Raw genomic sequence first — 18,635 nt, 5'->3', positions numbered from 1 at the left:
CAAACTGCCTTGTGGGCGGTACAGACACGAGCCGGCTCAGGTGGGTAAGTTAGAGCGCGGCTCGAAAGCCCTTGCCAGGGCCTCTGATCAGCGGGAGCGGGGCCATCATGCCTCGACGTTTCGGGGTCGTCAAATGTTTTGTAGTGGTTTTTTATCACCACTACATCTTTGGTCTAATACGACTCATCAGTCAGTTTCGAGGCCTTTGGTCGAGGCCTTGATTTGTCTGGGTTCAGTCCAAAGCGTCGACTTTTACCCGCAATGTCATGTTTTCACCGCGCTGGGTGCTGTAACTGAGGGCCGAAGCGCTGCGTTCGGACTGACTCTGCTGGTTGACCCCTGCCAAGGTGATCCACTCACCGAGCTTGCCGGTGACTTTTGTGTCGGTACTTTGCACCTTCACTACATCAGGACGTTCCTGGCTCATCCGGTCATTGTTGGTACTGATGTTTAGGTGCACGGTGTCGCCAGTGACGCTGGCGGTGACGTAAAAGCCCTGGGTGACGTTGCGGTATTCGGTGTCACTTTGCACCCGGCCATAGCCATCGGTACTGGTGCTGGTGATCGGGATGCTCTGGCCGACCTGGATCAGCGCCGGGCTGCCTTCGCTGGCTTGCACCTGTTGCAGGCCGCCTTCGCGGTTGGCAGTGCCGTAGCGAATGACCCGGGCATTGCCGCGGTTGTCCTGGAAGTTGCTGTCGTTGTTGTCGACGCTGATCAGCAGTTTACGCGGCGCGGTGTCCAGTTGCTGCAGCAGGGTGCGCAGGTCGTCGATGCGTTCGGGCTCGGCGTTGACGATCAGTTTGTTTTCAAAGGCGCTGACGCTGCCGTCCTTGCCGATGAAGGCTTGCGCGGTGGGGAGGATTTCAGCGCTGGTGCGGTGGCTCAGCGGCAGGACTTCGGTGGCGGCCAGCGTACTCAGGCTGAACGACAGAAGCAGGGAGGCGAGAAGGGGGCGTAGCGGCATGTCCATGATCTCCGCGGGTGGAGTGGACATGATGGCAAATTTGTAGCAGTTATGGGAGCGAGGTTGTCAGGCTGAGGACTGCTTCGCAGCCCATCGCCGGCAAGGCCGGCTCCCACAAGGATCAGGTTGGCATCGAACCTGTGGGAGCCGGCCTTGCCGGCGATGGGCTGCAAGGCAGCCCCAATCGCAATCAGGCCAGTTCGCGCGACTCGCGAACCATGTCCACGTGCGGAATGCCCGCCTCGAGGAACTCCTCGCTGACCACCTTGAAACCAAGGCGCTCGTAGAATGGCGTGGCGTGCACCTGGGCGCTGAGCATCTGCTGCTTGAGGTCACGGTTCTGCGCTTCGACGATGACCGCCTGCATCAGCGCGTCGCCGACCTTCAGCCCGCGCCAGTCCTTGAGCACCGAGACCCGGCCGATATGGCCGTCGGGCAGCAGGCGCGCGGTGCCGATGGCATAGTCACCTTCCATGGCCAGGAAGTGCACGGCAGTGTTGTCGTCGGCATCCCATTCCAGCTCCGGCGGCACGTTCTGTTCGGCGATGAACACGGCTTCACGAATACGGCGGATATCGGCGTTGTCTTTTTGCCAGTCGGCGAGCCGGACGCGGATCTTATTCATTGGCAAACCCCAGGCTTCCTTGTTTGACCAGTTCGCAGATCAAGGTAATGCCTTGATCGTTTTCAAGCCACTGCTCAAGGTTTTCAATATGCAACGCATCGGCGGCGCAGATCAGCTTCAGCAGTTCGCGCAGGTCGCCCGGCAGCAGGCGGCTCTGGCCGCTGGCGAACAGCAGCAGGTTGTCGTCGACTTCCGACCAGGCCAGGCGCGCACTCGGGTTGCGGATCAGGATCGCGCCCTGGGCCAGGCTCTCGATCAGCTCGACTTCATCCAGCGTCTCGCCGCTGACCAGCTCCGGGTAACGCGGTTCGGTCATGAACTGGCCGAACCAGGTCAGCAGCAGGCGCTCGTCACCCATGTGCTCGGTGAGCAGCTTTTTCAGGCGGTCGAGGGCGTCGTGCTGAATCTGGTGCGGGTCGCTGACCGGCTCGGCGTCGGCGTCGGTGTAACGCTCTTCGTCGGGCAGGAACTGGCTGAGGAAGTCGGTGAAATGGGTTAGCACTTCAGCGGCGCCCGGCGCACGGAAGCCCACCGAGTAGGTCAGGCAGTCATCTTCGGCAATGCCGTAGTGGGCCAGGCGCGGCGGCAGGTAAAGCATGTCGCCGGGCTCCAGGGTCCACTCGTCGCTTTGCTCGAATTCGGCCAGGATGCGCAGGTCGGCGTGCTCCAGCAGCGGGCTGTCGCTGTCGCACATCTGGCCGATCTTCCAGTTGCGCTTGCCCTGGCCTTGCAGCAGGAACACGTCGTAGTTGTCGAAGTGCGGGCCAACGCTGCCGCCAGGCGCTGCAAAGCTGATCATTACATCGTCGATACGCCAGCTTGGCAGGAAGCGGAAGTGCTCCAGCAGCTCGCCGACTTCCGGCACGAACTGGTCGACCGCCTGCACCAGCAGGGTCCAGTCGCGCTCGGGCAGGGTACTGAAGGCATCTTCTTCGAACGGGCCGCGGCGCAGTTCCCATGGGCGTTCGCCGTGCTCGATGACCAGGCGCGATTCGACTTCTTCTTCCAGGGCCAGGCCGGCCAGTTCGTCAGCGTCGATCGGGCTTTCGAAGTCCGGGAAGGCCTGGCGTACCAGCAGGGGTTTCTTCTGCCAGTAGTCGCGCATGAATTCGCGGGCAGTGAGGCCGCCCAGAAGCTGCAGAGGAGTATCAGGATTCATGTGTAACCTATTGAAAAAAAGTAATTTTCTTTCGGTAATAAAAACGCCCGGCTGAGCCGGGCGTTTACGCGCAGGGCGCAGATCAGATGCGTTTGGCTTGAGCCGCAGCGTTACCGATGTAGGAGGCTGGAGTCAGCTTCTTCAGCTCGGTGCGTGCTTCTGCCGGCATGTCCAGGCCATCGATGAAGGTCAGCAGCGCTTCAGGGCTGATGCCTTTGCCACGGGTCAGCTCCTTGAGCTTCTCGTAGGGGTTCTCGATGTTGTAGCGGCGCATGACGGTCTGGATCGGCTCGGCGAGGACTTCCCAGCAGGCGTCCAGGTCTTCGGCGATACGGGCTTCGTTGATCTCGAGCTTGCTGATGCCCTTGAGGCTGGCCTCGTAGGCGATCACGCTGTGGGCGAAACCGACGCCCAGGTTGCGCAGCACGGTGGAGTCGGTCAGGTCACGCTGCCAGCGCGAGATCGGCAGCTTGCTGGCCAGGTGCTGGAACAGCGCGTTGGCGATACCCAGGTTGCCTTCGGAGTTTTCGAAGTCGATCGGGTTGACCTTGTGCGGCATGGTCGAGGAGCCGATTTCGCCAGCGATGGTGCGCTGCTTGAAGTAGCCCAGGGAGATGTAGCCCCAGACGTCGCGGTCGAAGTCGATCAGGATGGTGTTGAAGCGAGCGATCGCGTCGAACAGCTCGGCGATGTAGTCGTGCGGCTCGATCTGGGTGGTGTAGGGGTTGAATACCAGGCCCAGCTCGTCTTCGATGAAGGCGCGGGCATTGGCTTCCCAGTCGATCTGCGGGTAGGCCGACAGGTGGGCGTTGTAGTTGCCCACGGCGCCGTTGATCTTGCCCAGCAGCGGTACGGCGGCAACCTGGGCGATCTGGCGCTCCAGGCGGTAGACGACGTTGGCCAGCTCTTTGCCCAGGGTGGTTGGCGAAGCCGGTTGGCCGTGGGTGCGCGACAGCATCGGCACGTCGGCGAAGCGGTGGGCCAGCTCACGGATGGCCTGGGTGATCTGGCGCATCAGCGGCAGCAGCACGCTATCGCGGCCTTCGCGCAGCATCAGGGCGTGGGACAGGTTGTTGATGTCCTCGCTGGTGCAGGCGAAGTGGATGAATTCACTGACCTTGGCCAGCTCCGGCAGCTTGGCGGCCTGCTCCTTGAGCAGGTACTCGATGGCCTTGACGTCGTGGTTGGTGGTGCGCTCGATCTCTTTGACGCGCTCGGCGTGCTCGAGGGCGAACTCATCGGCCAGGCCGTTGAGCAGGGCGTTGGCTTCGGCGGAAAAGGCCGGAACCTCGGCGATCTGCGGGTGGGCGGCCAGGCGCTGGAGCCAGCGAACCTCGACCAGGGCGCGGAAACGGATCAGGCCGTATTCGCTGAAAATAGGGCGCAGGGCCTGGGTTTTGCCGGCGTAGCGGCCGTCAACAGGGGAAACCGCAGTGAGCGAGGAAAGCTGCATGGGGTGTTCTCGGACAGTCAGGCTTTGAAAAGGGCGCATATCATACATGAAAAACGCGCCCGGGTCGGGTGGCTGACAAATGGTCTGCCGGTAAATCTGTAGATTTTTGCTGGCCTCATCGCTGGCAAGCCAGCTCCCACAGGTGCAGTGCATGCCGTCCCTGTGGGAGCTGGCTTGCCGGCGATTGGCGTTCAGCCACGCAACATCGGATACAGCTCTTTGAGCAGTTTGCGCCGGCTGATCACCAGCTGCCAGCGATGTCCGCCCAGCTGTCGCCACAGGCGCGCGGCGCGAATGCCGGCGAGCAGCAGGGCGCGAATCTTCGAGGCATTGCTCGGCTGTTGCAGGTGGCGCATGTCGCCGTGTACCTGGATGCGCTGGCGCAGGGTGCTCAGGGTGTCCTGGTACAGGGCGCCGCTGGAAGCAATGACGTTTTCATGCACCAGGCCGAAATGCTCGGCCTGGGACTGGATTTGCGGCAGGCGGTTGCCGATCACATCGAGCATGTCGCCGCGCTTGGCCAGCTGACGCTCCAGGCCGAGCATCGACAGTGCATAGCGCAGCGGCTCGCGCTGCAGGCTGCCCGGGTCGCGTTCCAGGGCGCTGGCCAGGGCGCGGTAGCCGTCACGCAGGTTGAGGTCGTCGCCGCCGAACACCTCCAGGGTGTCCTTGGGGTCGCGCACCAGCAGGCTGCCGAGCATGCAGCCAAGGTTGGCCTCGCTGGCCTGGCCGGTGCGGGCGATACGGTCAACCAGCACCGCGGCCTGGAACACGCCACCCAAGGCAATCAACTGCTCTTGCATGGCATTCATGCGCGCGCGCTCCACGGCTCGGCGGTTTCGATCACGCCGCCGCCGAGGCAGATTTCGCCGTCATAGAACACCACCGACTGGCCTGGCGTCACCGCCCGCTGTGGCTCGTCGAACACCGCGCGGTAGCCACTTGCGGTCTGTTCCAGGGTGCAGCCCTGATCGCTTTGGCGGTAGCGCACCTTGGCGGTCAGGCGTCGAGGGCTGGACAGGTCGATGGGGTTGACCCAGAAGATCTCCGACGCCAGCAGGGCGCGCGAGAACAGCCACGGGTGTTCGTTACCCTGGCCGACCACCAGCACGTTGCGGGTGAGGTCTTTTTCCAGTACGTACCACGGCTCGTCACCGGCGTCTTTCAGGCCGCCGATGCCCAGGCCCTGGCGCTGGCCGATGGTGTGGTACATCAGGCCGTGGTGACGGCCGATGACTTCGCCGTCGGTGGTCTGGATCTCGCCCGGTTGTGCCGGCAGGTACTGCTTGAGGAAGTCGCTGAAGCGGCGCTCGCCGATAAAGCAGATACCGGTGGAGTCTTTCTTCTTCGCCGTGGCCAGGCCGTGTTTCTCGGCGATGGCGCGTACTTCGGGTTTTTCCAGTTCGCCGACCGGGAATAGCGTGCGGGCGATTTCCTTGCCGCCGACCGCGTGCAGGAAGTAGCTCTGGTCCTTGTTCGGGTCCAGGCCCTTGAGCAGTTCGGTGCGGCCATCAGTGTCGCGGCGGCGCACATAGTGGCCGGTGGCGATCAGGTCGGCGCCGAGCATCAGGGCGTAGTCGAGGAAGGCCTTGAACTTGATTTCGCGGTTGCAGAGGATGTCCGGGTTCGGCGTGCGTCCGGCCTTGTATTCGGCCAGGAAGTGCTCGAAGACGTTGTCCCAGTACTCGGCGGCGAAGTTGGCGGTGTGCAGCTTGATGCCGATGCGGTCGCACACGGCCTGGGCATCGGCCAGGTCTTCGCGGGCGGTACAGTATTCGGTGCCGTCGTCCTCTTCCCAGTTCTTCATGAACAGGCCTTCCACCTGGTAGCCCTGCTCCATCAGCAGGAGGGCGGAGACGGAAGAGTCCACGCCGCCGGACATGCCGACGATAACGCGCGTCTTTTCGGGTTCGTAAAGTGCTGGACTGGTCATAGGTACCGGCTGTGTATCTGGAAAAAGACAACGATTCTATCAGGCTGCGGCCTTCAAGGCATCGTTGCTGTCAGTCGCGGATCAACGCCAGGCTGTGCAGCGGGCCGGCCAGGTAGTCGTCGATGCAGCGCGGTACCAGCTCGCTGCGCCAGCGCTCGGGGTCGGCCAGCAGCTCCTCGCGGCTCAGCCACACGGCACGGACGATGTCGCTGTCCAGGGTGCGCTCGGGATGGTGCTTGAGCGGGCGCGCGGCGAAGCAGATGCGCTGGTAGGTCACGCCATTGCTGGGGGCGGTATAGAGGTAGATGCCGACCAGGCCGGTCAACTCGACCTCCCAGGCGGTTTCTTCGAGGGTTTCGCGCAGTGCGGCGTCGAGCAGGCTTTCGTTGGCCTCGAGGTGGCCGGCGGGCTGGTTGAATACGTGCTTGCCGGCCTTGAACTCCTCGACCATGAGGAAGCGGCCCTGGTCTTCGATGAGGGTGGCGACGGTGATGTGGGGTTGCCAGGTCATGTTCTGGATCCTTGGGTGATTTCTCGGGCCCTATCGCTGGCAAGCCAGCTCCCACAGGATCACCGCTGACCGTGTGGGAGCTGGCTTGCCAGCGATAGGGCACTGCCGTAGTCCGGAAAAGCGAAAGCCCCGGTGCGTGGCCGGGGCTTTCGATGTTACGTCAAGCGAACCTTACAGTGCGGCAATCGCGCTGTTGAAGGTCTGGCTCGGGCGCATCACTTTGCTGGTCAGCTCGGCATCCGGGTAGTAGTAGCCACCGATGTCAGCCGGCTTGCCCTGAACGGCGTTGAGCTCGGCGACGATGGTCGCTTCGTGCTCGGCCAGGGCTTTTGCCAGTGGCGCGAAACGCGCTTGCAGGGCGGCGTCGTCGCTCTGGGCGGCCAGGGCCTGGGCCCAGTACAGGGTCAGGTAGAAGTGGCTGCCACGGTTGTCGATACCGCCGACCTTGCGCGCAGGGGACTTGTTGGTGTCCAGGAACTGGCCGGTGGCCTGGTCCAGGGTCGCCGCCAGTACCTTGGCTTTCGGGTTGGTGTAGGCAGTGCCCAGGTGCTCCAGGGAAGCGGCCAGGGCCAGGAACTCGCCCAGGGAATCCCAGCGCAGGAAGTTCTCTTCAACCAGCTGCTGTACGTGCTTCGGTGCCGAACCGCCGGCGCCGGTTTCGAACAGGCCGCCGTTGTTCATCAGCGGCACGATCGACAGCATCTTGGCGCTGGTGCCCAGCTCCATGATCGGGAACAGGTCGGTCAGGTAGTCGCGCAGTACGTTGCCGGTAACCGAGATGGTGTCCTGGCCGGCGCGGATGCGCTGCAGGGAAACCTTCATGGCTTCGACAGGCGACAGGACACGGATGTCCAGGCCAGCGGTGTCGTGGTCTTTCAGGTACTGCTGGACCTTCTCGATCAGCACGCCGTCGTGGGCACGCTGCGGGTCGAGCCAGAACAGCGCCGGGGTGTTGCTGGCGCGGGCGCGGTTGACGGCCAGTTTGACCCAGTCCTGGATCGGTGCGTCTTTGGTCTGGCACATGCGGAAGATGTCGCCGGCTTCGACTTCCTGGGACAGCAGCAGGTTGCCCTTGCCGTCAACCACACGGATCACGCCGTCGGCCTTGGCCTGGAAGGTCTTGTCGTGGGAACCGTACTCTTCGGCTTTCTGCGCCATCAGGCCAACGTTCGGCACGCTGCCCATGGTGGTCGGATCGAAGGCGCCGTGTTGCTTGCAGTCTTCGATGACGGCCTGGTAGATGGTGGCGTAGCAACGATCCGGAATGACGGCCTTGGTGTCTTGCAGCTGGCCTTCGGTGTTCCACATCTTGCCCGAGTCACGGATCATCGCCGGCATCGAAGCGTCGACGATGACGTCGCTCGGCACGTGCAGGTTGGTGATGCCCTTGTCGGAGTTGACCATGGCCAGGGCCGGGCGGACGTCGTAGACGGCTTTGATGTCCGCTTCGATCTGCGCCTGCTGCTCGGCCGGCAGCGCCTTGATACGGGCGTACAGGTCGCCGATACCGTTGTTCAGGTTGAAACCGATCTGCTCCAGTACTGCGGCGTGCTTGTTCAGCGCGTCCTGGTAGTACTCGGCAACGATCTGGCCGAACATGATCGGGTCGGAGACCTTCATCATGGTGGCTTTCAGGTGCACCGACAGCAGCACGCCCTTGGCTTTGGCATCTTCGATCTCGGCGGCGATGAACTTGCGCAGCGCCTTGGTGCTCAAGACTGCGCAGTCGACGATTTCACCGGCCTTGACCGCGGTTTTTTCTTTCAGAACGGTGGTGTTGCCGTTCTTGTCCAGCAGTTCGATGCGCAGGCTGTCATCGGCGTCGATCAGCGCGGCTTTCTCGCTGCCGTAGAAGTCGCCCTGGCTCATGTGTGCCACGTGGGACTTGGAGTCGGCAGCCCAGGCGCCCATCTTGTGCGGGTGCTTGCGTGCGTAGTTCTTGACCGACAGCGGGGCGCGACGGTCGGAGTTGCCTTCACGCAGGACCGGGTTCACGGCGCTGCCCTTGATGCGGTCGTAGCGAGCCTTGGCTTCTTTCTCGGTATCGGTAGCGGCGGCTTCAGGGTAATCAGGAATGTTGAAGCCCTTGGCTTGCAGTTCCTTGATCGCGGCCTTCAGTTGCGGAACCGAGGCGCTGATGTTCGGCAGCTTGATGATGTTGGCTTCTGGTGTGGTTGCCAGTTGGCCCAGTTCTGCCAGATGGTCGGCCACTTGCTTGTCGGCGCCGAGCTGTTCAGGGAAGGCAGAAAGGATACGGCCGGCCAGAGAGATGTCCCGGGTTTCTACGGCGATGTCGGCGCAAGCGGTGAAGGCTTCGATGACGGGGAGCAGTGAATAGGTGGCGAGGGCGGGGGCTTCGTCGGTGAAGGTGTAGATGATCTTGGATCGGGTGGGCATATTCGGGTTAACTCTCTGTTTTGCTGAGCGTGCGCAGAATCTCGAGGTGCGCAGGGTAGGCGCTTCGCTCAGACACATCCATGAGCAGAAGGTCGAAGATTCTGGGCGGTGATGGTGGATTGCATCAGTCGAGTGTCAAACGGCTGAACTGCGGTAACAGCCCAGTCTTGTCGGGGCCGCAGGTCTCGTTTCAGACGGTTCGCCCCCAGTGACCCTTTGGTCACCGGGCGAGTATACCAAAGCCTTGGTCGTATTGATCAAGATCAACCCGTCGCAGGGGCTTTTTTAGACCAAAGATGTAGGCGTTGCTGCCCTATCGCAGGGCATTTGCGCACGTGGTTCCCGTTGCCGTTCAACTGGGGTACGCTCAGGGGATCCAGATGACGAACCACACCAAAAAAAACGGAGTGCAGCATGGGATACCAGAAAATCAAGGTTCCGGCAGTCGGCGACAAAATCACCGTCAATGGGGACCATTCTCTCAATGTTCCTGATAATCCGATCATCCCGTTCATCGAAGGCGACGGCATTGGCGTAGACGTCAGTCCCGTCATGATCAAAGTGGTTGATGCTGCTGTAGAGAAAGCCTATGGGGGCAAGCGCAAGATTTCCTGGATGGAAGTCTACGCCGGTGAAAAAGCCACCCAGGTATACGACCAGGACACCTGGTTGCCCCAGGAAACCCTCGATGCGGTGAAGGACTACGTCGTCTCCATCAAGGGTCCGCTGACCACCCCGGTCGGTGGTGGTATCCGCTCCCTCAACGTTGCCCTGCGCCAGCAGTTGGACCTGTATGTCTGCCTGCGCCCGGTGGTGTGGTTCCAGGGCGTGCCAAGCCCGGTGAAAAAGCCGGGTGACGTCGACATGGTGATCTTCCGCGAAAACTCCGAAGACATTTATGCCGGCATCGAATGGAAGGCCGGTTCGCCGGAAGCGACCAAGGTCATCAAGTTCCTGAAAGAAGAAATGGGCGTCACCAAGATCCGTTTCGACCAGGACTGCGGCATCGGCATCAAGCCGGTCTCCAAGGAAGGCACCCAGCGCCTGGTGCGCAAGGCCCTGCAGTATGTGGTGGACAACGACCGCAAGTCGCTGACCATCGTGCACAAGGGCAATATCATGAAGTTCACCGAAGGTGCCTTCAAGGACTGGGGCTACGAAGTGGCCAAGAACGAATTCGGCGCCGAGCTGCTCGATGGCGGCCCATGGATGAAGTTCAAGAACCCGAAAACCGGCCGTGAAGTCATCGTCAAGGACGCCATCGCCGACGCCATGCTCCAGCAGATCCTGCTGCGCCCGGCCGAATACGACGTGATCGCCACCCTCAACCTCAACGGTGACTACCTGTCCGACGCCCTGGCGGCGGAAGTCGGCGGCATCGGTATTGCCCCGGGCGCCAACCTGTCCGACACCGTGGCGATGTTCGAGGCCACCCACGGTACCGCGCCGAAGTACGCCGGCAAGGACCAGGTCAACCCGGGTTCGGTAATTCTCTCGGCCGAAATGATGCTGCGTCACCTGGGCTGGACCGAGGCGGCCGACCTGATCATCAAGGGCACCAACGGCGCCATCGCCGCCAAGACCGTGACCTACGACTTCGAGCGCCTGATGGACGGCGCGACCCTGGTCAGCAGCTCCGGTTTCGGCGATGCCTTGATCAAGCACATGTAAGCGGCACAAGAAAACCGGCCAGTCCTTGCGGGCTGGCCGGTTTTCTTTTGTCTGATCGCCGGCTCAGGCTTCAGTCGGTAGCGGACTGGGGGTGGGGGAGGCTGTGGTTGGTGCGGTCGCATTCTCGATTTTGACCGCATGCAAGCCTTTGGGGCCCTGGATGATCTCGAAGCTGACGGATTGTCCGGCTTTCAGGGTTTTATAACCTTCCATCTGGATAGCCGAGTAGTGTGCGAACAGATCCTCTGTTTTCCCGTCTTCATTGATGAAGCCATAGCCCTTGGCGTTGTTGAACCACTTGACTTTACCGCTTGCCATCCTCATATCCCTCTGCAAAGGACTCCATCACTGGAGTATCATCCACTCCATCCGCATATGAACCTGCGAAAATTCTGGTTGACTGCGCGGATCTTTATCGACCACGGTGGGTTCTTATTGGTTGTAACACCGTTTTGCCGATAGTCAAGGTGAGGTGACGGCTGTCCCGCGTCGCCTGTGCGGTCAACCCATAAACCAACCTGTCGAAATGATGAAATTCTTTCCATGCATGCACATAGCCAGATTCGACTAACATTCAATCAGGATCGCCCGCAATCGCATGAGGACGATGGTTCTGGCCTGGCGGTACAGGAGGCCAAACCGGCCCTGCAGGCGCCACCCATGTACAAGGTGGTTTTGTTTAACGATGACTACACACCGATGGATTTCGTCGTCGAAGTGCTCGAGGTGTTTTTTAACCTGAATCGCGAGCTGGCGACCAAGGTCATGCTGGCCGTCCACACAGAAGGACGGGCAGTGTGCGGATTGTTTACCCGTGACATCGCCGAGACCAAGGCCATGCAGGTCAACCAATACGCAAGGGAAAGCCAGCATCCGCTACTCTGTGAAATCGAGAAGGACGGTTAATCGCCGGCCACTTGGGTATGAGGTGAAGCTATGTTAAACCGCGAGCTCGAAGTCACCCTCAATCTGGCCTTCAAGGAGGCACGCTCGAAACGTCATGAGTTCATGACCGTCGAGCACCTGCTGCTGGCACTATTGGATAATGAGGCCGCCGCGACCGTTCTGCGCGCCTGCGGCGCAAACCTCGACAAACTCAAACACGACCTGCAGGAGTTCATCGACTCCACCACGCCGTTGATCCCCGTGCACGACGAGGACCGCGAAACCCAGCCAACCCTGGGCTTCCAGCGTGTACTGCAGCGCGCAGTCTTCCATGTCCAGAGCTCGGGCAAGCGTGAAGTCACCGGTGCCAACGTGCTGGTTGCGATTTTCAGCGAACAGGAAAGCCAGGCCGTGTTCCTGCTTAAACAGCAGAGCGTGGCCCGCATCGACGTGGTCAACTACATCGCCCACGGCATCTCCAAGGTGCCTGGCCATGGTGAACACTCCGAGGGCGAGCAGGACATGCAGGACGAGGAAGGCGGTGAAACGTCATCCTCGGGCAATCCTCTGGATGCCTATGCCAGCAACCTCAACGAACAGGCCCGTCAGGGGCGCATCGATCCGCTGGTCGGTCGCGAGCTCGAAGTCGAGCGCGTGGCGCAGATCCTCGCCCGTCGGCGCAAGAACAACCCGCTGCTGGTCGGTGAGGCCGGTGTCGGTAAAACCGCCATCGCCGAAGGCCTGGCTAAGCGTATCGTCGACGGCCAGGTGCCGGACCTGCTGGCCCACAGCGTGGTCTACTCCCTGGACCTGGGCGCCTTGCTGGCCGGTACCAAGTACCGCGGTGACTTCGAGAAGCGCTTCAAGGCGCTGCTCAACGAGCTGCGCAAACGTCCGCAAGCGATCCTGTTCATCGACGAGATCCACACCATCATCGGTGCCGGTGCGGCTTCCGGTGGGGTAATGGACGCCTCCAACCTGCTCAAGCCGCTGCTGTCTTCGGGTGATATCCGTTGCATCGGTTCGACCACCTTTCAGGAATTTCGCGGCATCTTCGAAAAAGACCGGGCTCTGGCGCGGCGCTTCCAGAAGGTCGATGTCAGCGAGCCATCGGTGGAAGACACCGTGGGCATCCTGCGCGGGCTCAAGGGGCGGTTCGAGAGCCACCACAACATCGAGTACAGCGATGAGGCCCTGCGCGCCGCTGCCGAGCTTGCAGCGCGCTACATCAATGACCGGCACATGCCCGACAAGGCCATCGATGTGATCGACGAGGCGGGTGCCTACCAGCGCCTGCAGCCGGTGGAAAAGCGGGTCAAGCGTATCGACGTGCCGCAAGTCGAGGACATCGTCGCCAAAATCGCGCGGATTCCGCCAAAACACGTGACCAGTTCCGACAAGGAGCTGCTGCGTAACCTGGAGCGCGACCTCAAGCTCACGGTGTTCGGTCAGGATGCGGCGATCGATTCGCTGGCGACCGCCATCAAGCTGTCCCGTGCCGGCCTCAAGGCGCCGGACAAGCCTGTGGGTTCGTTCCTGTTTGCCGGCCCTACCGGGGTGGGTAAAACCGAAGCGGCGCGGCAGCTGGCCAAGGCCCTGGGTGTCGAGCTGGTACGCTTCGACATGTCCGAGTACATGGAGCGGCATACCGTTTCGCGTCTGATCGGTGCGCCTCCGGGCTACGTCGGTTTCGACCAGGGCGGCCTGCTCACCGAAGCCATTACCAAGCAGCCGCACTGCGTGTTGCTGCTCGACGAGATCGAGAAGGCCCACCCGGAAGTCTTCAACCTGCTGCTGCAGGTGATGGACCACGGTACCCTGACCGACAACAACGGGCGCAAGGCGGACTTCCGTAACGTCATCGTCATCATGACCACCAACGCCGGTGCTGAAACCGCTGCGCGGGCCTCGATCGGCTTCACCCAACAAGATCATTCCTCCGATGCAATGGAAGTGATCAAGAAGAGCTTCACGCCGGAGTTCCGCAACCGCCTGGACACCATCATCCAGTTTGGCCGCCTCAGCCACGAGACGATCAAGAGTGTGGTGGACAAGTTCCTCATCGAGCTGCAGGCGCAACTGGAAGACAAGCGCGTGTTGCTGGAGGTAAGCGATGCGGCGCGCAGTTGGCTGGCGGCCGGTGGCTACGATGCGCAGATGGGCGCGCGGCCAATGGCGCGGCTGATCCAGGACAAGATCAAGCGGCCGTTGGCCGAGGAGATCCTGTTCGGCGAGCTGGCCGAGCATGGCGGTGTGGTGCACATCGACATCCGCGATGGCGAACTGGTGTTCGACTTCGAGACCACGGCTGAGATGGCGTAAGGCAGGCTGGGGCTGCTATGCAGCCCATCGCTGGCAAGCCAGCTCTCACACAATCCCTGTGGGAGCTGCGGTGCGGCGACCCGACTTGCCAGCGATGCTTTTCCAGAGCCAACAAAAACGCCCGGCATTTAGCCGGGCGTTTTCGTTGGTGTCGCTTAGCGGGCGCGGTAGGTGATGCGCCCCTTGCTCAGGTCGTAGGGCGTCAGTTCGACGCGGACCTTGTCACCGGTCAGAATACGAATGTAGTTCTTGCGCATCTTTCCGGAGATGTGCGCGGTAACGACGTGCCCATTTTCCAACTCCACACGGAACATGGTGTTGGGCAGGGTGTCGACGACAGTGCCTTCCATTTCGAAGCTGTCTTCTTTCGACATGCAGTAAAGCCCTCGGTGTCCAGTTAATGGCCCGGTGCACAGCTGCGCCAGGCAAAAAAAGTGGCGTGCATTGTGCCCGAAAAATGGGCCTCAAGCCAATGATTTCAGTTCAACGTCACCCAACGCTGATTGATCAACAGCTCGATGGGGCGGTACTGGGTCTTGTAGTTCATCTTTTTGCAGTTTTTGATCCAGTAGCCGAGGTAGACCGCGTCCAGGCCCAGGCGCAGGGCTTCGGTGATCTGCCAGAGGATGGCGAAGCGGCCCAGGCTGCGCCGTTCTTCGTCCGGCTCGTAGAAGGTGTATACCGCCGAGAGGCCGTTGGGCAGCAGGTCGGTGACCGCCACGGCGAGCAGGCGGTCTTCCAGGCGGAACTCGTAAAAGCGCGAAAATGGCAGGTCGCGGACCAGGAAGGTGGAAAACTGGTCACGGCTGGGGGGGTACATGTCGCCATCGGCATGGCGCTGCTCGATGTAGCGCCGGTAAAGCTCGAAATATTCCTCTTTGAATGCCGGGCGGCCAGCGTTGACGGTGAGGTCGGCATTACGCTTGAGGATGCGCTTTTGCTGGCGGTTGGGCAGAAAGCGTGCAGCCGGGATCCGCGCCGGCACGCAGGCGTTGCAGTTCTGGCAATGCGGGCGATACAGATGGTCGCCGCTGCGCCGGAAGCCCATTTCCGACAGGTCTGCGTAAACGTTGACATCCATCGGCTGGCTCGGGTCGAGAAACAGCGTGGTGGCTTGTTCGTCTGGCAGGTAGCTGCAGGAATGGGGTTGAGTGGCATAAAACTTCAACCGCGCCAGCTCTGTCATGATCAACCCCTCGGGAGGTGCTTTTGTTTTAAGTGTAAGCCAGCTGGAAAAACTCGCCTAGCAAACCCAGCTGGCGCTGCTGGGCTGGTCGAGATAACGCTGAAGGTAGTCGGCAAAAGTGGCCCGGGCGATGGCGCGGGCACCGAGGCTGTGCAGGTGGTCGGTAGGCATCTGGCAGTCAATCAGGACAAATCCTGCCTGTCGCAGGTGCTCGACCAGGGCCACGAAGCCGACCTTGGAGGCATTGTCGGCGCGGCTGAACATCGACTCGCCGAAAAACAGCCGGCCCATGGCCAGGCCGTACAGCCCGCCCACCAGTTCACCGTCGCGGCGCACCTCGACCGAATGGGCAAAACCCTGCTGGTGCAGTTTCAGGTAGGCCGCCTGCATGCTGTCGGTGATCCAGGTGCCGTCGGCGTAGTCGCGGGGGGCGGCGCAGGCGTTGATGACAGCGGCAAAGTCCTGGTCGAAGCTGACCTGGTAGTGACCCTGGCGGATGAGCTTGCGCAGCGAGCGCGACACGTGCAATTCGTCGGGAAACAGCACGGTACGCGGGTCGGGCGACCACCAGAGGATCGGCTGGCCGTCCTGGTACCAGGGGAAGCAGCCGTGGCGATAGGCCTGCACCAGGCGTTCGGCGCTCAGGTCGCCGCCGGCGGCGAGCAGGCCGTTGGGGTCGCGCAGGGCTTTGTCCAGCGGCGGAAAGGTGAGGGTGTCGCGGCTCAACCAGGTCAGCATCGTGGTCCAGTGATGGAAGAGGGGAGGGCACCCAGCATGGCCTGAAAAAGCCTCGCGGGACAAGCCCGCTCCTACAGGCGTGGTGCCTGCAGGCAACTTGCATGACCCTTTGTTGTCACACTTGCACAAAAACACCGCATAAGCCTTTGTCACAAAAGAAAATGCGTGCTCAAATTGCTGTATAGGAAATTGGCCCCCGTTTACGCTTCATTCTGGCGTGCCGCCATGGCGGTAGGCGGGCAGTAATGTTAAAAGTAGTGGTTTGTTGACTGTTCAGTTGGGTCAATCACTGTTGGACGCGCAATGAGCGCAGGAATAGACGCGTTTTGAAGAAATCCACCGCAACACCCAGTCCCTTGCCCGTGCCGCTCTGGCGCCAGCAGCTGCACTATCGGCTCAAGGAAGGTGCGCTGATCGCCGTGGGCGCGCTGTGCCTGTACCTGTGGATGGCCTTGCTGACCTACGACCAGGCCGATCCGGGCTTCAGCCATACCAGCAACGTCGAGCAGGTACAGAACGCCGCCGGCCGTGCCGGTGCCTATTTCGCCGACATCCTGTTCATGGTCCTGGGCTATTTCGCCTACATCTTCCCGTTGCTGCTGGCGATCAAGACCTGGCAGATCTTCCGCGAACGCCACCAGCCGTGGCAGTGGAGCGGCTGGTTGTTCTCCTGGCGCCTGATCGGCCTGGTGTTCCTGGTGCTTTCGGGTGCGGCGCTGGCGCATATCCATTTCCATTCCGCCGCCAGCCTGCCGGCATCGGCCGGTGGCGCGCTGGGCGAAAGCCTCGGCGACCTGGCCAAGAACGCCCTGAACGTGCAGGGCAGCACCCTGATGTTCATTGCCCTGTTCCTGTTCGGCCTGACCGTGTTCACCGACCTGTCGTGGTTCAAGGTCATGGACGTCACCGGCAAGATCACCCTCGACCTGTTCGAACTGTTCCAGGGCGCCGCCAACCGCTGGTGGGAGGCGCGCAACGAGCGCAAGCGCCTGGTGGCGCAGTTGCGTGAGGTCGACGACCAGGTTCACGACGTGGTCGCCCCGGTAGCGCCGGACCGCCGCGAGCAGGCCAAGGCCAAGGAGCGCATCATCGAGCGCGACCAGGCCCTGAGCAAGCATGTAGCCGAGCGCGTGCAGCAGCCGGCACCGGTGATCATGCCGGCCCCGGCCAAGGCGCCGGAACCGAGCAAGCGCGTGCAGAAGGAAAAACAGGCGCCGCTGTTCGTCGACAGCGCCATCGAAGGCACCTTGCCGCCGATCTCGATCCTCGACCCGGCCGAGAAAAAACAGGTCAACTACTCGCCAGAATCCCTGGCCGGCGTTGGCCATCTGCTGGAAATCAAGCTCAAGGAATTCGGCGTCGAAGTCTCGGTGGACTCGATCCACCCGGGCCCGGTGATTACCCGTTACGAAATCCAGCCGGCCGCTGGCGTCAAGGTCAGCCGCATCGCCAACCTGGCCAAGGACCTGGCCCGCTCCCTGGCGGTGACCAGCGTGCGGGTGGTTGAAGTGATCCCCGGCAAGACCACCGTCGGTATCGAGATCCCCAACGAAGACCGGCAGATCGTGCGCTTCTCCGAGGTGCTGTCGTCGCCACAATACGACGAAGCCAAATCGCCGGTGACCATGGCCCTGGGCCACGACATCGGCGGCAAGCCGGTGATCACCGATCTTGCGAAGATGCCGCACCTGCTGGTGGCCGGTACCACCGGTTCCGGTAAGTCGGTGGGCGTCAACGCCATGATCCTGTCGATCCTGTTCAAGTCGGGCCCGGAAGACGCCAAGCTGATCATGATCGACCCGAAAATGCTCGAACTGTCGATCTACGAAGGCATTCCGCACCTGCTCTGCCCGGTGGTCACCGACATGAAGGACGCCGCCAACGCCCTGCGCTGGAGCGTGGCCGAGATGGAGCGGCGCTACAAGCTGATGGCGGCCATGGGCGTGCGCAACCTGGCGGGCTTCAACCGCAAGGTCAAGGACGCCGAAGAAGCCGGCGAGCCGATCTACGACCCGATGTTCAAGCGCGAAAGCATGGACGACGTGCCGCCGCTGCTGAAAACCCTGCCGACCATTGTCGTGGTGGTCGACGAGTTCGCCGACATGATGATGATCGTCGGCAAGAAGGTCGAAGAGCTGATCGCCCGTATCGCCCAGAAGGCCCGTGCTGCCGGTATTCACCTGATTCTCGCGACCCAGCGGCCCTCGGTGGACGTGATCACCGGCCTGATCAAGGCCAACATCCCGACCCGCATGGCCTTCCAGGTCTCGAGCAAGATCGACTCGCGGACCATTATCGACCAGGGCGGCGCCGAACAGTTGCTCGGCCACGGTGACATGCTCTACATGCCACCAGGCACCAGCCTGCCGATTCGTGTGCATGGCGCCTTCGTTTCCGATGACGAGGTCCATCGCGTGGTCGAGGCCTGGAAACTGCGGGGCGCCCCGGACTACAACGAGGACATCCTCAGCGGCGTCGAAGAGGCCGGCAGCGGCTTTGACGGCGGCGGTGGTGGCGGAGACGGCGACGATGCCGAAACCGATGCGCTGTACGATGAAGCCGTGCAGTTCGTGCTGGAAAGCCGCCGTGCGTCCATTTCCGCCGTACAGCGCAAGCTGAAGATCGGCTACAACCGCGCTGCGCGGATGATCGAGGCAATGGAGATGGCCGGTGTGGTCACCGCCATGAACACCAACGGTTCGCGCGAAGTAATTGCCCCCGGGCCGTCCCGCGACTGATGATCCAACCTGCTGGCGGCCAGTGACGGCGGCCAGCCCCTTCATACTGC

Annotated in this window: 16 protein-coding genes; 4 read left to right on the top strand and 12 right to left on the bottom strand. The window is 61.8% G+C overall.

All coding sequences use genetic code 11. The annotated features are described in order from the left end of the window. Positions 1 to 232 precede the first annotated feature (232 nt). The 8 genes from CCOS864_RS18360 to CCOS864_RS18325 form a co-directional block, all read right to left on the bottom strand. Positions 233 to 967 carry a secretin N-terminal domain-containing protein gene (locus tag CCOS864_RS18360; protein WP_240047875.1) on the bottom strand — a complete coding sequence of 245 codons (735 nt, stop codon included), beginning with the start codon at positions 965 to 967 and terminating at the stop codon, positions 233 to 235. 190 nt (positions 968 to 1,157) lie between these two features. Continuing rightward, positions 1,158 to 1,592, bottom strand: a complete 435-nt coding sequence (locus tag CCOS864_RS18355) for a GNAT family N-acetyltransferase (RefSeq protein WP_115087764.1) — start codon at positions 1,590 to 1,592, stop codon at positions 1,158 to 1,160. After that, complete coding sequence (locus tag CCOS864_RS18350; protein ID WP_115087763.1) at positions 1,585 to 2,751, bottom strand: ribosomal protein uL16 3-hydroxylase; 1,167 nt, start codon at positions 2,749 to 2,751, stop codon at positions 1,585 to 1,587. The genes CCOS864_RS18355 and CCOS864_RS18350 overlap by 8 nt, the downstream gene beginning before the upstream one ends. A gap of 82 nt (positions 2,752 to 2,833) precedes the next feature. Next, entirely contained in the window at positions 2,834 to 4,204 is a 1,371-nt protein-coding gene (purB, locus tag CCOS864_RS18345; protein ID WP_115087762.1) for an adenylosuccinate lyase, read from the bottom strand. Positions 4,205 to 4,395: 191 nt separating this feature from the next. Next, a complete protein-coding gene (gene hflD, locus CCOS864_RS18340; RefSeq protein WP_045201395.1) occupies positions 4,396 to 5,016 on the bottom strand; it encodes a high frequency lysogenization protein HflD in 621 nt (206 codons plus the stop codon). Next, entirely contained in the window at positions 5,013 to 6,137 is a 1,125-nt protein-coding gene (mnmA, locus tag CCOS864_RS18335; RefSeq protein ID WP_010226758.1) for a tRNA 2-thiouridine(34) synthase MnmA, read from the bottom strand. The genes hflD and mnmA overlap by 4 nt, the downstream gene beginning before the upstream one ends. A 70-nt stretch (positions 6,138 to 6,207) precedes the next feature. Beyond that, a complete protein-coding gene (locus tag CCOS864_RS18330) occupies positions 6,208 to 6,648 on the bottom strand; it encodes an NUDIX hydrolase (protein WP_115087761.1) in 441 nt (146 codons plus the stop codon). Between the two features lie 171 nt (positions 6,649 to 6,819). Further along, positions 6,820 to 9,045: an NADP-dependent isocitrate dehydrogenase gene (locus CCOS864_RS18325; protein ID WP_115087760.1), complete on the bottom strand. Its 2,226-nt coding sequence runs from the start codon at positions 9,043 to 9,045 to the stop codon at positions 6,820 to 6,822. Between the two features lie 414 nt (positions 9,046 to 9,459). Between CCOS864_RS18325 and icd the strand changes: the two genes are divergently transcribed. Next, positions 9,460 to 10,716, top strand: a complete 1,257-nt coding sequence (icd, locus tag CCOS864_RS18320) for an NADP-dependent isocitrate dehydrogenase (RefSeq protein WP_115087759.1) — start codon at positions 9,460 to 9,462, stop codon at positions 10,714 to 10,716. Positions 10,717 to 10,779: 63 nt separating this feature from the next. On the opposite strand, the gene cspD is transcribed toward icd, so the two are convergent. Next, complete coding sequence (gene cspD / locus CCOS864_RS18315; RefSeq protein ID WP_115087758.1) at positions 10,780 to 11,034, bottom strand: cold shock domain-containing protein CspD; 255 nt, start codon at positions 11,032 to 11,034, stop codon at positions 10,780 to 10,782. 225 nt (positions 11,035 to 11,259) lie between these two features. Between cspD and clpS the strand changes: the two genes are divergently transcribed. Together clpS and clpA are read left to right on the top strand one after the other, a co-directional pair. Continuing rightward, complete coding sequence (clpS, locus tag CCOS864_RS18310; protein WP_009400967.1) at positions 11,260 to 11,622, top strand: ATP-dependent Clp protease adapter ClpS; 363 nt, start codon at positions 11,260 to 11,262, stop codon at positions 11,620 to 11,622. Positions 11,623 to 11,652: 30 nt separating this feature from the next. After that, entirely contained in the window at positions 11,653 to 13,923 is a 2,271-nt protein-coding gene (clpA, locus tag CCOS864_RS18305) for an ATP-dependent Clp protease ATP-binding subunit ClpA (RefSeq protein ID WP_115087757.1), read from the top strand. Positions 13,924 to 14,078: 155 nt separating this feature from the next. Here clpA and infA read toward each other — a convergent pair whose 3' ends face one another. The 3 genes from infA to aat form a co-directional block, all read right to left on the bottom strand. After that, on the bottom strand, positions 14,079 to 14,297 hold the full coding sequence (infA, locus tag CCOS864_RS18300; protein WP_002553999.1) for a translation initiation factor IF-1: 219 nt from the start codon (positions 14,295 to 14,297) through the stop codon (positions 14,079 to 14,081). Between the two features lie 104 nt (positions 14,298 to 14,401). Further along, positions 14,402 to 15,109 (bottom strand): arginyltransferase, encoded by a 708-nt coding sequence (locus CCOS864_RS18295; protein ID WP_115087849.1) that lies wholly within the window; start codon positions 15,107 to 15,109, stop codon positions 14,402 to 14,404. Between the two features lie 57 nt (positions 15,110 to 15,166). After that, the gene (aat, locus tag CCOS864_RS18290; RefSeq protein WP_115087756.1) at positions 15,167 to 15,847 is read right to left on the bottom strand and encodes a leucyl/phenylalanyl-tRNA--protein transferase; all 681 of its coding nucleotides are present in this window, start codon (positions 15,845 to 15,847) and stop codon (positions 15,167 to 15,169) included. Positions 15,848 to 16,116: 269 nt separating this feature from the next. Between aat and ftsK the strand changes: the two genes are divergently transcribed. Further along, positions 16,117 to 18,585, top strand: a complete 2,469-nt coding sequence (gene ftsK / locus CCOS864_RS18285; RefSeq protein WP_415842511.1) for a DNA translocase FtsK — start codon at positions 16,117 to 16,119, stop codon at positions 18,583 to 18,585. Positions 18,586 to 18,635 lie beyond the last annotated feature (50 nt).

This window comes from Pseudomonas wadenswilerensis (assembly GCF_900497695.1).
GTDB lineage: Bacteria > Pseudomonadota > Gammaproteobacteria > Pseudomonadales > Pseudomonadaceae > Aquipseudomonas > Aquipseudomonas wadenswilerensis.
The sequence above is the reverse complement of the archived record's forward strand: the minus strand, read 5'-3'. Positions and strand labels throughout refer to the sequence as shown.